We start from the raw sequence: 15326 nt of genomic DNA, 5'->3' as shown, positions 1-15326 counted from the left end.
ACTGGATGGACACCGGATGCTGCACCGACACGGGCTGCTGCTGAACAGCACCGCCCCGGCCTGCCGGCCCCACAAGGACCGGCAGGCACCCGATTCGAACCGCCACACCAACGGATGAAACAAGAGGACAGCATGGATTCAGTGAAGACCCTTCCCATCGCAGTGATCGGCGCAGGCCCGGTAGGACTCGCCACCGCGGCCCACCTGCTCGAACGCGGACTCGAACCGGTCATCTTCGAAGCCGGCCCCACCGCAGGTGCCGCCATCGAACAATGGCGCCACATCCGTTTGTTTTCCCCATGGCGTTTCAACCTCGACGACGCCGCCGTCCGCCTGCTCGAACCCACCGGCTGGGAATCACCCCGCCCCACCGCACTGCCCTACGGCGGCGAACTCATCGACAACTACCTCACCCCGCTGGCAGCAACCCCGCAGATTGCTTCCAGGCTCCAGACCGGCGCCCGCGTCATAGCCGTGACCCGGCAGGGTATGGACAAAACCCACGTCCGGGACCGCGACACCACCCCCTTCGTCGTCCGCGTCGAGCACGACGGCGGAGAAACACGGGACCACACCGTGGCCGCGGTCATCGACGCCTCCGGCACCTGGTCCACCCGCAACCCGCTCGGCACCTCCGGACTGCCCGCCATCGGCGAGGGCACGGCAGTTGACCGGATCTCCTCGCCCCTGCCCGACGTTATTGGCCGCGACCGCGCCGCTTTCGCCGGCCGCCGCGCCCTCGTCGTTGGGGCCGGCCACTCGGCCGCGAACACCCTGATCAACCTCGCAGACCTCGCCAAAGACGAAACCGACACCCGCATCCTCTGGGCCGTTCGCGGCAACTCCGCCGAGAAGGTCTACGGCGGCGGGGACGCTGACGGGCTCCCGGCCCGCGGCCAGCTCGGCTCCCGCCTCCGCCGTCTGGTCGAAGCCGGCACCATCGAACTGCACACCGGGTTCGGCATCGCCGCCCTGAAAAACCTCGACTCGCATGTGAGCGTCGAATCCGTCGATGGACGCACCATCGACGCCGACGTCATCGTCCCCTGCACCGGTTTCCGCCCGGACCTGGGGATCCTGCGCGAACTGCGCCTGAACCTGGACCCCGCCGTTGAAGCCCCCACTGGACTCGGCCCGCTGATCGACCCTGAATTCCACTCCTGCGGCACCGTCCCGGCGCACGGTGCGAAGGTTCTGGCCCACCCCGAAAAGGACTTCTACATCGTCGGGATGAAGTCCTACGGCCGGGCCCCGACCTTCCTGCTCGCTACCGGCTACGAACAGGTCCGCTCCGTCGCAGCAGCCCTCGCCGGCGACCAGGAATCAGCGGACACCGTCCACCTTGAACTGCCCGAAACCGGGGTCTGCTCCGCCGACGCCGGCACCAGCTGCGACGTCCCCGCCGCAGCCACCACTGCGTCGCAGGAGTCTGAGTCGGGGTGCTGCGCCGCGCCGGAACCGGCCTTCGTGGGCTTCCCGACCGGGCTCGCGCACGGCCGTTCCGGCACCAGCAACCAATAGCCAGTCACCAAACCAACCATTGGAGCACTGTCATGACCGACCACCAGGAAACCACGCTCGGCCTGCAGGACAACACCGAAGTACTCCATCGCATCAGTGACCGGCTCGCCGGACGTTACGCAGGGATCTTTGCTGCAGAGACCGTAGAACGCTACGTCTTCGAGTCCTACACCGCCCTGGCCCGCACAGCGAAAGTCAGCGCCTACCTGCCCGCGACCACCGAGCACTTCGCCAACGACAGGCTCCACGCCCTGGCCAAGTCCAAAGGCTCCCTCGCCTCCGAAGTCCCGGAAGTGTTGTTCGTCTGCGTGCAGAACGCCGGCCGCTCCCAAATGGCCGCCGCCCTGCTCACCGTCGAAGCCAAAGGCAAAATCCGGGTCCGCTCCGCCGGGTCCTTGCCCGCAGCAGAACTGGACGCCAACGTAGTGACAGTGATGAACGAGATGGGACTGGACCTGGGCAAGGAATACCCCAAGCCGCTCACCGACGACGTCGTCCGCGCCTCCGACGTCGTCATCACCATGGGCTGCGGGGACTCCTGCCCGATCTACCCCGGCAAACGCTACGAAGACTGGGAACTCACCGACCCCGCCGAGCAGCCCCTCGACACCGTCCGGGCCATCCGCGAGGAAATCCACGACCGCGTGAAAACCTTGGTCGCCTCCCTCACGAAAGAAGCAGCACTCTAATGACCTCCGAGCACCCCGCAGTCCTGTTCGTCTGCAGCAAGAACGGTGGCAAATCCCAGCTCGCCGCAGGCCTCATGCGTGACCTGGCCGGAGATGACGTCACTGTCTACTCAGCCGGCACCAAACCCGCCGAGTCCTTGAACGCCCAGTCCGTGGAATCCCTGGCCGAACTGGGCATCGATGTCACCGGCGAGTTGGGCTGCTCTGGAGATTTCGGACACGGTACCCCATGAAATGATGGGGATTACCGGAATGAGGAATCACCAGAATGTCATCAACCCGTCGCAGGTTCAGTCAGGAATTCAAGGATGAACTGTGCCGCGAAGTCATCGACTCGTCCAAACCGATCAAGACGGTCGCCACCGAATACGGCGTGGGTGCCGAGACGCTGCGTAATTGGCTGAAGAAGTACAAGGAAACGTATGGCGGAACCGAAACGGAGCCGGAGCTGAACGTTTCCGAACGTGCCCGGCTCAAGGAACTGGAACGTGAAAACCAGGAACTGAAAGCGGAAGCCGCGTTCCTAAAAAAAGCGGCCGCATACTTCGCAAGGGAGCCACGGTAGTGGCGAAGTATGAATTCATCGACTCCTACGCGGCAACGCCGAAAGCGCCGGCAGTGCTGAAAATGTGCCAGTGGCTGGAGGTCTCCCGCTCGGGGTTCTACCACTGGCGATCCCGCCCGGTCTCGGCCACCGCGGCCCGCAGACAGGCGCTGGCCGCCCGTGTGCGGCATTTCTTCAACGAATCGGACGGAACCTACGGATACCGCCGGATCCACGCGGACCTGGCCGGTGAGGGCATCGAGTGTTCCCCGGAACTGGTGCGCCAGATCATGCGGCAAGAGGCCCTGATACCGTGCCAGCCACGGCCCTTCAGGACTACAACGGTCGCCGACGCCGAAGCGGCCGGGGCCATGCCGGATCTGGTGAAGCGCGATTTCACCGCTGCTCGTCCCGGCATCAAGTTCGTCGGGGACATCACGTATGTGCACACGTGGCAGGGGTTCATCTACCTGGCTACCGTCATCGACTGCTATTCGAAGAAGGTCGTCGGATGGGCGATCGAGGACCACATGCGCTCCGAGCTCGTAGAACGGGCCCTGTCCAATGCCGCCGCAACGACACGAATCGAGCCCAACGCGATCTGGCATTCGGACCGCGGAAGTGTTTATACCTCGGCCTCTTTCCGGGCCCTGGTCACCGGGCTGGGCATGCGTTCATCCATGGGGAAAACCGGGATCTGCTGGGACAACAGCCAGGCCGAGACTTTCTTCTCGGCTCTGAAAAACGAGCGGGTGTACCGCACGACGTACGCCACGAAGGAACGCGCCCGCAAGGACATAATCCGCTACATCGAGGGCTTCTACAACAGCCGCAGACGCCACTCAGCGCTCAACTACCAGCGGCCGAATGAAGTCCACTATAGTTACCAGCAGCCGGCCACGGCAGCGTAGAAAAACCACTAATCCGCTGTCCGAAAACTCCTAAGCAGCCCAAGTACCCCAAACCGGTTACGGATGAAGTCCTCAACGCGGTGGACGCTGTCATCGTCCTCGGAACCGAAGCCAAACTCGACCCGCCCGCTGGAAAGCGTTTCGAAATCTGGGAGACTGACGAACCCTCCGAACGTGGCATCGAAGGCATGGAACGCATGCGCCTGGTCCGGAACGACATCAAAACCCGTGTCCATGCCCTCTACAGCGACCTCACGACAAATTAACCCGCAAGGACTACACCCGGACTCCCCGGAACCGGTCCTCTCAAACAACGATGTGGCCCCTTTCGCGAACGCGGAAGGGGCAACAGCCATTGCGACCGGAGCCAGAAATAGCCGTCCGCCCGGGGCCACAAATACTTGACACAACCACTGAATCGCTACTCGGACGGACCATGCCCCCAGGAAGCCGAACCGCTCACCGGCCCAACCTGGCAACTCAGTACGGACGAAATAACCTGTCTCGACAGCCGTTGAGGAAGCTGGTGATTCCGGGCGGTGGTGCGTTCGTTGTGGCGCGGCCCGGCGTAGGTGAAGCTGGTGGTCGTTCCACACCTGCATTCGCCCGTCACGTACAGCAGTCTGGGTTCTTAGGATCGTCGTCAGCTGTTTTGGAACCTGCTTCAGGTCTGTCTCCGGACAGTCTGCCTGCATGCAGCAGGAAGACGGGAATAGTTGCAATGGCGAAGCATGTGAGGCCTGTCGGAAATCCGCCCCACAGATAGCCGACGACAAAGCCGAGAATCGGGATGATGAATGTCTTCGCTCAAAGATTTACTTTACGGTTCCTCATGACACCCGCCTCATCCTGTCCAGGACTGTATAGAAGCGCCAAAAGACCCACCACCACGCCGCCGATGGTTCATTCCGAGACCCAACCCGTTCGCAATGGAGTTCTGGATATCTGTAGTCGAACCGCCATCAGTAGCTGTCCCAGTTCCTAACCCGGACGTCAAGAACCTACCGTCGAAACCCATCCGTGACGACCCAAACGTGGATCCAGCCGAAGACAAAGCCGGCAACCGTGGCTGTGATTACGGTGGCATAGAGAAATTTGTGTCTACCGTCGTCGAGCTTGACGCGTGGGCGCCTGGTAACGATGTAGACGAGGATTCCCGCGACTATGACAAGACAAAGAATCGTAACCCAAATATATGGCGTCATGCGTATCTCTTACGGCTCCGTTCCTATTTGATGATTGCGCTGGCTGCACCGAATCCCGCGGCCCCAAGGAGTAGACCGCACACGCACGCTCCGACGTAACCCCAGGACCGGCATTGGTGCCGTTCTGTTGATCGCTAGCCGCTACACCTGCCAGTCCAGCTGCACAGCCGACAGTCGCCGTTATAGCAAGACCAACCCCGGTGGTGGCGAACGCGTCGTGATCGCGGACGCCCTCGGCCACGATTATTGCGCAAGGAGAAGAGTGAACAGCAGGATGATAAGTCCGGCTGCGGCCAACAGCGAGCCGAAGCCGAGAGTTATCATGCTCAGTGCTCGAACCTTGTCAGGTCCGGGGTCTTGCTTCCCTTGGTAGACGCCCACCCGAAGTATCAGTGCAGCCAAGGGGGCGCGGAAGATGATCCACGCAACACCCACGACGAGGAAGACCACTCCGAGACCCATTTCCACCCCTATCCGGCTTTAAATAAGCCCAAGTCCATAAATCACGGCAAGGAGGACTCCGGCCACACCAAGCAAAGTAAACGAGACAGTGGCGAGTCGTTCCTGGAACTCACGCGTTCTCAACTTAGAGCCTTCTGGGAGGAAGCTCCAGGCAGCCGCGCCCGTGCGTGCTAGGGAGTGTCTCGTCGAGAACAGAATCCCGGCGCTCAGGACCAAGACAAGCCCAATGAGAGCCATAAAAGGGTTCTTCATAGTGCTATTTGAGCCAGGTTAGGACGTTGGATGACGTAATGAAGGAGCACCCTGCCTCTGCGCCGGGTGACCATCCTCCTCCCCAATCCCCGGTTCCGATGCCATATGAGCCATATACGCCGAACGGTCCAGCCGATGCGCTGCACTGTAAATCTGTGCCCAACGCATCGTATGTTCCTGTTGTTCCTCCAAAATTGAACGACCATCCCGCCTCCACACCGATACCGACACTCAGGTTAAACGCCGGACCATTTTGGTCCCCGCCGATGCTGGCTCCTACGCAGATGCCGAGACAGAAGCCCCAACCCGCAGATCCTCCTGCTTGACCAGACGGATCTGAGTTGCTGAGGGGGCTCGCTCCGGTGTAGAGGTATCGGTTTGCTTCCTGTCCGGAGGGGTCGGGTTGGGTGAATCGTCCTCGGTAGGGGTTGTAGTAGCGGGCACCGAATTTGATGCGTTGGGTTGATGCGTCGTAGTAGCCGCCGCCGTATTGCCTGGGGTTCACAGCTGCCTTTGCACCGGAACTGGTGGTGTTGCCCCAGGAATCATAGGAGTACGTCGCTGCGGCGGCCGGGCTGCTGTCAGTGAGCAGCAGCGCGGAGCCGGGAGCGTCGGTGGTGTAGTAGAAAATCGCTCCGCTGCTGGTGCGCTGACCGGATTGACATGTCATTCATTCTTTCGATTGCTCGGATCCTTCGCTTCTCGAGGCTCTATGCAACTCCCACCAAGACCACAATGCACCCAGAAGAAATAATCCGGCCAATGCAAGGTACACTGCTTCGTTTGAGTCTCCCCAGCGGGTCGCCCACATGCCAATCAATCCCGCTGCCAAAACACAAAATATGAAAACGGTCGCCTTCCGGACACCTATGCTGATGGTGATCGACCTCCTACCGGTCCAGGATTGCTAATTTATCCAAGGATCTTTCCGACGAGCCCGCCAACGCTTCCGGCGAACCCCGTGACAGCCCCGGCGATCGCTCCTTGGCCGAGGCCGTTGAACGTGTTGTCAGCAACCGTCTGAGGATTATCGCCGTTCAAGAAGGAAGTTGTACCTGCACCAATTGCAGTCCCTAGACCGCCTGCAAGAATGCCGAGGCCGATGGCGCCCGCAAGTCCCGTAACGAGTGGGGCGCCCGCCACCGCAACCATTCCTGTGACAGCAATCCCAAAGGTCGGGCCGAGTACATCGCCCCAACCTAGGCCGCTCGGATCTGTCCGATTCGCCGGGTCCGCTCCCGCATAGGTGTAGCGGTTGGCTTCCTGGCCGGAGGGGTCTGGCTGGGTGAACCGTCCGCGGTAGGGGTTGTAGTAGCGGGCGCCGAACTTGATGCGGTTGTTGGTGGTGTCGTTGTACCCGCCGGCGTAGGTCCACGGGTTGGTGGCTGCCTGGGCCCCGGAGCTGGTGGTGTTGCCCCAGGAATCATAGGAGTACGTGGCTGCCTTGGTCTGGGTGCTGTCGGTGAGCAGGATCGTCGAGCCTAGCCCGTCGATCGTGTAGTAGAAGCTCGCCCCGGTGCTGGTGCGCATGGCCCTAGTGACGATCGTTTCTGTCAAAGTGGCGCTTGGCGAAGAGTCTTACCGCGATTCCTACGCATAATGCCATTGGCACGACGAATAATATGCCGGATCCAGGAAAAAGCTGACCAAGGGCGGCACCAAGGATGGCGCCCACAACGATGAGGCCAAGCGAAACTAAAACCAGTTTCCCGTCGGACATCAATTCCTACTTTCAATTAGGGTCTCCTGAAGTAACCACTACCGAACAGCTGTCCGGTCAGGGCTGCCTTCCCAGGACGCCTGCGATAGCAGTGATCACACCACCTGCGCACCCGTATCCGACTTGGGCGCCCGAGCTGGTGCCGCCATCATAGGCATTAGCCGCTCCCACCGCGATCGCTCCTCCCACGCACGCTCCAATGCTCGCTCCCAACAATGCGGATCCCAAAGGGGTCAGAAAGGGACCGGCGGCCACCGTGACGATGATTCCGAAACCGAGCGCTACAGCGCCGCCGACAATTCCACCGAATAGATCGCCTCCAAAACTCAATCCGCTGGGGTCGCTGGCGTTGATCGGGTTGGCCCCAGCGTAGAGGTAGCGGTTGGATTCCTGGCCGGATGGGTCGGTTTGGGTGAAGCGGCCGCGGAATGGGTTGTAGTAGCGGGCGCCGAACTTGATGCGGTTGTTGGTGGTGTCGTTGTATCCGCCGGCGTAGGTCCAGGGGTTTGTGGCTGCCTGGGCGCCGGAGCTGGTGGTGTTGCCCCAGGAATCATAGGAGTACGTCGCTGCGGCGGCCTGGCTACTGTCAGTGAGTAGCAGCACGGAGCCGAGAGCGTCGGTGGTGTAGTAGAAACTCGCCCCTGTGCTGTCCCGCATGCTGATCAGCGTACCGCTGGGGTCGCGGATGAACGAGGTGGTGGCGCCTGCGGTGGTTTGTTGGGTGATGCCGAGGGTTCCGTTGAGGAAGCTGGTGGCTCCGGCGGTGGTGCGTTCGTCGTTTCGTGGTCCGGCGTAGGTGAAGTTGGTGGTCGTGCCGGTGTTGGTGTTTGAGGTGAATTGGTCAAAGACGTTGTACGTGCTGGTCGCTGTCCCTGCGGTGGTGGTGTTGCCGTTGGCGTCGTAGGCATAGATCGCGGCGCCGGTGGGTGGTGCGGGGCAGCTTCCCGTGGCGGGCCCGGTCCAGCAGAGTTCGTCGGCGGCGTTGAACGCGGAGTAGACGGTGGCGGTCCCGGTTTTGGTGTCGATGGTCCGGTTGCCGTTCTTGTCGTAGCTCCAGGTTTCGGTGGTCGGGCCGGTGACGGCGGAGGTGAGCCGGTTCATGGCGTCGTACCCGTAGTTGGTGGTGGTGCCGGTTTCGGTGGTGACGCTGGCGCGCAGTGTTCCGTCTTTGCCGTCGGGCCTGGTGGTGTATGGGCTGCTTAGGAGTTTTCGGACAGCGGATTAGTGGTTTTTCTACGCTGCCGTGGCCGGCTGCTGGTAACTATAGTGGACTTCATTCGGCCGCTGGTAGTTGAGCGCTGAGTGGCGTCTGCGGCTGTTGTAGAAGCCCTCGATGTAGCGGATTATGTCCTTGCGGGCGCGTTCCTTCGTGGCGTACGTCGTGCGGTACACCCGCTCGTTTTTCAGAGCCGAGAAGAAAGTCTCGGCCTGGCTGTTGTCCCAGCAGATCCCGGTTTTCCCCATGGATGAACGCATGCCCAGCCCGGTGACCAGGGCCCGGAAAGAGGCCGAGGTATAAACACTTCCGCGGTCCGAATGCCAGATCGCGTTGGGCTCGATTCGTGTCGTTGCGGCGGCATTGGACAGGGCCCGTTCTACGAGCTCGGAGCGCATGTGGTCCTCGATCGCCCATCCGACGACCTTCTTCGAATAGCAGTCGATGACGGTAGCCAGGTAGATGAACCCCTGCCACGTGTGCACATACGTGATGTCCCCGACGAACTTGATGCCGGGACGAGCAGCGGTGAAATCGCGCTTCACCAGATCCGGCATGGCCCCGGCCGCTTCGGCGTCGGCGACCGTTGTAGTCCTGAAGGGCCGTGGCTGGCACGGTATCAGGGCCTCTTGCCGCATGATCTGGCGCACCAGTTCCGGGGAACACTCGATGCCCTCACCGGCCAGGTCCGCGTGGATCCGGCGGTATCCGTAGGTTCCGTCCGATTCGTTGAAGAAATGCCGCACACGGGCGGCCAGCGCCTGTCTGCGGGCCGCGGTGGCCGAGACCGGGCGGGATCGCCAGTGGTAGAACCCCGAGCGGGAGACCTCCAGCCACTGGCACATTTTCAGCACTGCCGGCGCTTTCGGCGTTGCCGCGTAGGAGTCGATGAATTCATACTTCGCCACTACCGTGGCTCCCTTGCGAAGTATGCGGCCGCTTTTTTTAGGAACGCGGCTTCCGCTTTCAGTTCCTGGTTTTCACGTTCCAGTTCCTTGAGCCGGGCACGTTCGGAAACGTTCAGCTCCGGCTCCGTTTCGGTTCCGCCATACGTTTCCTTGTACTTCTTCAGCCAATTACGCAGCGTCTCGGCACCCACGCCGTATTCGGTGGCGACCGTCTTGATCGGTTTGGACGAGTCGATGACTTCGCGGCACAGTTCATCCTTGAATTCCTGACTGAACCTGCGACGGGTTGATGACATTCTGGTGATTCCTCATTCCGGTAATCCCCATCATTTCATGGGGTACCGTGTCCGAAATCTCCAGAGCAGCCCAGTAGGTGTAGTCGCGTTTGGCCAGGACGGTGCCGGTGCTGTTGGTGGCGGTGATGTTGGTGAGGCGTCCGGCCTTGTCATAGCTGGTGCTGTTTTTCACTCCGGTCGGATAGGTGGTGGTGGTGCGCCTGTTTTGTTTGTCGTAGCCGAAGCCGGTGCATTTGGTGGTGTTCGGGAAGACAAGGGTCCCGGGGCAGGATCCGCCGGGTTCGGCGAGGCTGACCAGCCGGTTCGCGGGATCGTACCCGTAGGTGACGGTGCCGGTCGGGTCGGTGTAGGTGAGCACGTTCGCGGCGCCGTCGTAGGTGACGGTGGTGGTGGTCCCGCCGATGGTCTTGGCGGTGGGCCGGTTCTGGGCGTCCCAGGTGTAGGTGCTGGTCCCTGCGGCGTCGGCGCGGGTGGTGAGATTCCCGTTCGCGTCGTAGCTGTAGCTCACGCAGCTGGCTGCGACACAGGTCGCGCCATAGCGGATCTGGGTGAGCCGGTCGTTTCCGTCGTAGCTGTAGGTCGCGGTCTGGTTGTTGCCGTCCGTGGCGGTCGCGATCCGGCCGGCCGCGTCGAAGGTTCTAGTGATGACGCCCAGCGGTGCGGGGCGGGTGACGGTGACCGGGTTGCCGGTAGCGTCGTATCCGTAGCTGGTGCTGTTGCCGTTGCCGTCCATGGACCGGCACAGGGACCCGGGTTTCGCCCCGCAGTTCGTGCCGAGCGTGTCGCCCTGGTAGAAGTTCTGCGGGGACCCGCCGAGGTTGGACGGGGTGGCGGTCACGCTCGGGGCGGCGGTGTTGGCGTCGTAGCTGATGGTGCCGGTGTTGCCTTCGCTGTTGCTGGCCGAGGTCGGCCGGTAGTTCAGCAGCGGGTCCCCGGTGGCGGAGGGGTAGGTGAAGGAGACATCCCCGCCGGTGCCGGTTCCACCGGCGGGCGAGGTGATTTTGGTCAGGGAGTTGTTGGCGTTATACGTCGAGGTGGTGGTGTTGCCGGCCGCGTCGACGCTCGTGAGGCGGTTGTCGTGGCCATCGAAGGTCCCGGTGACGGCGTTGCCGTTCGGGTCGGTGACCGAGGTGACCTGTTTGGCGGTGTTGTAGGTGTAGGTGGCGGTTTTGCCGTTGGGGTCCGTCAGGGTCGATGAGGTGCCGGACGGGTAGGCCGGGGTGAAGATGCTCTGTGCGGCCGAGCCGGTGCCGTAGGTGATTTTCGAGACCCGGGTGCTGGTGTCGTATTCCAGGCTGGTAGTCCCGGAACGCCCGTCGGTGAGGGTGGCGAGTTTGCCGGCCGTGTTGTACGCGAAGGTGGTGACCGCGCCGGCGGCGTCGGTGATCTTGCTCAGCTGGCCCTGGGCTCCGGCGTATTCGAGGCTGATCGTCCGGTTCAGGGAGGTGTCGGTGATGGTGGAGGGCTGGTTGCGGTTGCGGGTATCGGTGTAGCCGTAGGTGACGGTCCTGCCCTGGGTATCGGTGCTGGATGTCAGCAGCCCGCCTGTTTCGGTGTAGGTGATCGTGTTCGGGTTGGTGGTGTTCGCGTCGAAGGACCGAGAGAGGGAGTAGTTGGCCCCGTCGTCGTCATAGACGTTGGTGATGCCGGTGTCGTTGAACCGGATCCGGTATTCGTTCGCGGTCGGGTGGGTCAGGGACGCGCTCAGGCCAGGGGGCATGGTCCAGGTGCTGCCGGAGGGGGTGAAGGTGTACCAGCCCCCGTCCGGGGCGGCGTAGGTGACTTTTCCCGTGCCGCCGTCCACGCGCAGCGCGGCCTCGATCCGGCCCAGGCTCAGGGTCGGGCGGGCGTCGTTGAGGCTGTTGTACCGCCAGGCCAGGTTCAGGTCCTGGCCGATCCCGCGGATGTTCAGGAGCCGGCCCGTGAGGCTGGCGTTGCCGGTGGTAGGGTTCCACGCGAGCTTTGAGGCGTCTGTGAGCTGATGGGTGACCATCGAGGCGGCCCCGCGGCTGCCGGACGCGGCGCCGTTGGTTCCGGTCGCCGGTGGCAGCAGGTGGGCGTTGGTGAACCAGCCCTGGGCATCGATCACCACGTCCACGGGATACGTCCCCATGTTTTTGACGTTGATTTTGCCGTCGACGGTGCCGGGTCTGACCACGATGACGTTGGAGACGATGTCCGGGCCCACGGTGTAGTTGACCATGCTTTGCGCCGGTTCGGGCTCGTCCGACGGCCAGACCCGCAGGTACCCGGAGGGTGGGTTGTAGTTGATCGGGGTGACGTTCATGACCACCCCGGCCAGATCCGAAGACGGCGCGGGCAGCCCGTTGACTCCGGCCACGGCAACCGGCAAGGTTCCGCCGGCCGGGATCCTGGCGGTGGTGCGCGTGTCCAGCAGGCGGGTGGCCAGGGAGTGGTAGGTACTGTCGCCGACCTGCCCGTCAAAATAGCCTTCAACGTCAATGACGACATCGACCGGATAGGTGTTCCACGCGACCCGGAAGCTGACCTGCCCGGCGGCGTTCAGGTCAAGGGTCGCCCCGACCCCGGTGGTCTGCTTGCCCCGGTAGTGCAGCGGGGTCCCCGGGTCGGTGCCTCCCGCCGGGTACGGGTACAGGGTGGGGGTGCCGGTTTCCGGGTCGGTGCTGATCAGGATGACATTGGCAAACACGGCCCCCGCTGTGTCTGGGATCCCCGCGACGTTCTTCAACGTCACGGTCTTCACGTCCCCGGTGGACCAGGTGCCTGCGGCGATGCCTGTGCCATTGCGGGTATCCACGACCCTGGATGTGGTGATCGGCACGTAGCCGCCCGGCGCGGGGGTTGAGCCCGAGGTGAAATAGCCTTGTACATCGATCACGTACTGCTGGGAGACAGAGGAACGCAAAGCGATCATCCCGTCCGTCCCGACCGGCACGATCGAAGTGTTCGAGAGCGTATCACCGGCACCGGCGAACAGGTTCGTGGTCTGCGTGTCCGGACGCGCGGTGTTCGAGGCCAACTGGGACCAGCTATCCGCCGGGGCCGAAACGACCGTCAGGGACACCACCACCGAACCCACCCCCGTGTTGGGAAGACCCACCCTGCCCGTGACCTGGATCGCGGTCCAGGTGTTCACCGGCAAGGGACCGGTCACCCCGCCCGTACCGTCCCGGGTATCCACCAGTCGCCCCTGCACCGGAACGAAAACCCCGGACTGGGCCGGACCCGGATCGGTCATCGGCACCGATGCCGGCGCCGCCGCAACGGCCTTGGCAGGTACGGCGGCCGCAGCGGCTGAGGAGGGTGCGGCGAATGCAGGGGCACTGAGCCCGTACACGGAAACAGCGGCCGCGACAATTATCCCGATAAGGATCCTGAAGGCTAGGAAAACGGCGGAAACAGGCTGGAAAAAGGCAGGCTCGCGCCGGCTCCGAACAATAGTCATCCCCACAAGACTTTCTACGAAACAGACGCAAGGCGTTTCATCAACGAAAGCCCGGAGCCACTAGACCAATGATGGGACCAGGCTAGGATCCCTATAGATAAGAAGCAAGCTTTTCATCCATAGCAAAAATGTAAAGTTGCCCGACAAAACTTGTTTCAATCCTGCAGTCGTCCAACTTAGCGACCCACAACGACTCTAGGAGCACCAACCCATCCGGTCGTACGGCAACAGCGCTTCGCTCAGGGTCGTTGGTCAAGTCACCGATTGGACACGGTACCCCCAGTCTCATGTGAGCCGGCTTGACCTTAGTTCCCGGCTCTAGCGGCTCATGCCCTTCTGCAGAAGCTTCGTCTGGCCGTTGGATCCGCGCGTCTTGCGGGCCTTCGGGCTACACCCTGCGGCCTTGGCCACTGCCGCGCTGGGCGGCCGGTGCACCTATGATCGGGTAATGGCTCCAAAACTGAGGATGAGTGCTGCCGAACTGGCCGATCACATCGGCACAGCAATTTCAGTTCAGGCATCATTTGAGGTGATGCCTGTTGCATCCGAAGAGGACCTCTCAGAACTGCGTTCTTCCGTAGCAGCTTGGGACGCGCGGAATGCACTCCTCCTCGAACAGGCCTTTACGCGTGTCGGATTTGGACAGAGTAGCCCCCGCACAGATTACGTATCAGCCATGGGTCTTAAGATCCCCTTTCCTGCCATTGCGACAGGAGAGGAGTCCATCGCAGATCTCATTGCTGATTCCCGGACCAAGGCAGACCGCCTTCGCCGCCTCCTGGCAAATCTTGATCTTTACGAAGCTGAGGACCGAGTAATGGGTGCTGAAACGCCGAACGAAACCAGTTCTCCTGTCAAGCAGAACGTTTTTATTGTGCACGGCCATGACATGGCCGCCGTCAATCAAGTGAATCTTTTAATTCGCCAGACCTCTGATCTGGACGTCACGATTCTCGGGGACCAATCCAGTCGGGGCCAGACCGTGATCGAGAAGCTCGAAGTCCATCTGGGCGACCGTTCTTCCTTCGCAGTCGTGCTCATGACAGCGGACGACCTAGGACGAGCGCTGCACGAGGCGGAAGATAAGCCTCGCGCACGTCAAAACGTGATTTTTGAGCTGGGATACGCCCTCGCGGCTCTCGGCCGGAGCAATGTGGCTGCCCTTTACCAGCCCGGCGTTGAGATGCCGTCGGACTTTTCGGGTGTGGTCTATATAGCTTTCGATGAGAACGGCATATGGAAGCACCTCCTCCTGAAAGAGCTCAGGGAAGCTGGTCTGCCGGTCGACGCAAACAGGCTTTGAGTCAGTACCGAACGGCACCGATCAACAATCACAACTGTCAGCAATTGTCACTACTCCGGGCGCGATGGAACTGGAGACCAGCAACCCAGGCACTTTCGCTCAGCGGCTCATGCCCTTTTGCAGGAGCTTCGTCTGCCCTGGTTGTGTCAAGTATTTCTTGCCCCAGGGGGCATTTTTAATTGGCCCACCCCAAGGCGCTTGTGGGTCGAAAATCTGTGCGCCTGTGACAAGCCGCGGACCAATGTAGGTTGACGTTCTCGGTGTAGCCAGCCTGTTCGTGTCGGCGATCTACTGCCCGCTGAGGAATGGCTGCGGCGAGGGTGCGGAGATGATTCTCCGCCAACGTGGATATGGCCGATCCCTGGCAGCCTCTGTGGTGTCGAACCGGATTACCGGGGCATGAGCCCTAACGATAGGAGATAGGCAAAGAGGGACACGTAGCCGACCGTATAGACCAAGCTATGCGGCCATGTCGACGTAAGCCTAAGAGCGCTCTCTTGGTCCACATGGCTGCCTCGTCCGAGAGCTCCGGCCAAGCGAGGATCCTTCTTTTTGGTGAAATAGAGGGGGATTGAAGCGATCAATAATCCACCGGCCGCGAATGCAAAAGCGGGGATCCCGGCCATGTTCGTTGAGAACACAAGAGCAAAGGCAACTAGACCTTGGGCTGCAACGCAGATCAGGTTGAGCTGGCCCAGTCTCTCATCGAGCCGTGAACCGCGGCGAAGTGCCGGGAACCGGTAGCGGCCCCAGTATCCGGCAGACAACCCCAAAAATATTCCGAAGATTACAACCACGACGTTCATGGGCAGTCGTTCCTGCAGTAGTTAAGGGCATCCGCCGTAGCGCTAAACCGCTGACTCCTAAATCCG

At 61.8% G+C, this 15326-nt stretch carries 10 protein-coding genes and 2 pseudogenes; 6 read left to right on the top strand and 6 right to left on the bottom strand.

The annotated features are described in order from the left end of the window. Positions 1 to 132 precede the first annotated feature (132 nt). The 5 genes and pseudogenes from OIT41_RS20715 to OIT41_RS20695 all read left to right on the top strand — a co-directional run. The gene (locus tag OIT41_RS20715) at positions 133 to 1521 is read left to right on the top strand and encodes an NAD(P)-binding domain-containing protein (protein WP_264638103.1); all 1389 of its coding nucleotides are present in this window, start codon (positions 133 to 135) and stop codon (positions 1519 to 1521) included. Between the two features lie 32 nt (positions 1522 to 1553). After that, positions 1554 to 2210: an arsenate reductase ArsC gene (locus tag OIT41_RS20710; RefSeq protein WP_264638102.1), complete on the top strand. Its 657-nt coding sequence runs from the start codon at positions 1554 to 1556 to the stop codon at positions 2208 to 2210. Continuing rightward, positions 2210 to 2404: pseudogene (locus OIT41_RS20705) on the top strand (low molecular weight phosphatase family protein); the annotation flags it as partial. The gene OIT41_RS20710 and the pseudogene OIT41_RS20705, both read left to right, overlap by 1 nt. Positions 2405 to 2478: 74 nt before the next feature. Beyond that, positions 2479 to 3665, top strand: a protein-coding gene (locus tag OIT41_RS20700; RefSeq protein WP_264638081.1) for an IS3 family transposase whose coding sequence is annotated in 2 segments (ribosomal slippage) — positions 2479 to 2734 and positions 2734 to 3665 — 1188 coding nt in all. Because the reading frame shifts where the segments join, the coding sequence is not laid out codon by codon here. A gap of 41 nt (positions 3666 to 3706) precedes the next feature. Beyond that, positions 3707 to 3931, top strand: a pseudogene (locus OIT41_RS20695) (low molecular weight phosphatase family protein); the annotation flags it as partial. A gap of 1182 nt (positions 3932 to 5113) precedes the next feature. On the opposite strand, the gene OIT41_RS20690 reads toward OIT41_RS20695, so the two are convergent. The 6 genes from OIT41_RS20690 to OIT41_RS20665 all read right to left on the bottom strand — a co-directional run bounded on the left by OIT41_RS20690 (position 5114) and on the right by OIT41_RS20665 (position 13151). Further along, complete coding sequence (locus OIT41_RS20690) at positions 5114 to 5332, bottom strand: hypothetical protein (protein ID WP_264638101.1); 219 nt, start codon at positions 5330 to 5332, stop codon at positions 5114 to 5116. 256 nt (positions 5333 to 5588) lie between these two features. Then, on the bottom strand, positions 5589 to 6254 hold the full coding sequence (locus tag OIT41_RS20685) for an RHS repeat-associated core domain-containing protein (RefSeq protein WP_264638100.1): 666 nt from the start codon (positions 6252 to 6254) through the stop codon (positions 5589 to 5591). Between the two features lie 242 nt (positions 6255 to 6496). Continuing rightward, complete coding sequence (locus OIT41_RS20680; RefSeq protein WP_264638099.1) at positions 6497 to 7114, bottom strand: RHS repeat-associated core domain-containing protein; 618 nt, start codon at positions 7112 to 7114, stop codon at positions 6497 to 6499. Between the two features lie 247 nt (positions 7115 to 7361). After that, the gene (locus OIT41_RS20675) at positions 7362 to 8405 is read right to left on the bottom strand and encodes an RHS repeat-associated core domain-containing protein (RefSeq protein ID WP_264638098.1); all 1044 of its coding nucleotides are present in this window, start codon (positions 8403 to 8405) and stop codon (positions 7362 to 7364) included. 132 nt (positions 8406 to 8537) lie between these two features. After that, a protein-coding gene (locus tag OIT41_RS20670; protein WP_264638081.1) for an IS3 family transposase occupies positions 8538 to 9724 on the bottom strand; the annotation gives its coding sequence in 2 pieces (ribosomal slippage) (positions 8538 to 9469 and positions 9469 to 9724; 1188 coding nt in all). Further along, positions 9681 to 13151: a hypothetical protein gene (locus tag OIT41_RS20665; RefSeq protein WP_264638097.1), complete on the bottom strand. Its 3471-nt coding sequence runs from the start codon at positions 13149 to 13151 to the stop codon at positions 9681 to 9683. The genes OIT41_RS20670 and OIT41_RS20665 overlap by 44 nt, the downstream gene beginning before the upstream one ends. Positions 13152 to 13599: 448 nt before the next feature. Here OIT41_RS20665 and OIT41_RS20660 point away from each other — a divergent pair, with 448 nt between their 5' ends. After that, a complete protein-coding gene (locus OIT41_RS20660; protein WP_264638096.1) occupies positions 13600 to 14454 on the top strand; it encodes a nucleotide-binding protein in 855 nt (284 codons plus the stop codon). Positions 14455 to 15326 lie beyond the last annotated feature (872 nt).

The organism is Arthrobacter sp. YA7-1, from assembly GCF_025960325.1.
GTDB classification, from domain to species: Bacteria; Actinomycetota; Actinomycetes; order Actinomycetales; family Micrococcaceae; genus Arthrobacter; species Arthrobacter bambusae_A.
This window is presented reverse-complemented; position numbering and strand designations above follow the sequence as displayed.

Excerpts from the sequence above, each read along its gene's own strand:
- OIT41_RS20715 (WP_264638103.1), top strand. The coding sequence starts at position 133 with ATGGATTCAGTGAAGACCCTTCCCATCGCAGTGATCGGCGCAGGCCCG.
- OIT41_RS20710 (WP_264638102.1), top strand. The coding sequence starts at position 1,554 with ATGACCGACCACCAGGAAACCACGCTCGGCCTGCAGGACAACACCGAA.
- OIT41_RS20690 (WP_264638101.1), bottom strand. The coding sequence starts at position 5,332 with ATGGGTCTCGGAGTGGTCTTCCTCGTCGTGGGTGTTGCGTGGATCATC.
- OIT41_RS20685 (WP_264638100.1), bottom strand. The coding sequence starts at position 6,254 with ATGACATGTCAATCCGGTCAGCGCACCAGCAGCGGAGCGATTTTCTAC.
- OIT41_RS20680 (WP_264638099.1), bottom strand. The coding sequence starts at position 7,114 with ATGCGCACCAGCACCGGGGCGAGCTTCTACTACACGATCGACGGGCTA.
- OIT41_RS20675 (WP_264638098.1), bottom strand. The coding sequence starts at position 8,405 with ATGAACCGGCTCACCTCCGCCGTCACCGGCCCGACCACCGAAACCTGG.
- OIT41_RS20665 (WP_264638097.1), bottom strand. The coding sequence starts at position 13,151 with ATGACTATTGTTCGGAGCCGGCGCGAGCCTGCCTTTTTCCAGCCTGTT.
- OIT41_RS20660 (WP_264638096.1), top strand. The coding sequence starts at position 13,600 with ATGGCTCCAAAACTGAGGATGAGTGCTGCCGAACTGGCCGATCACATC.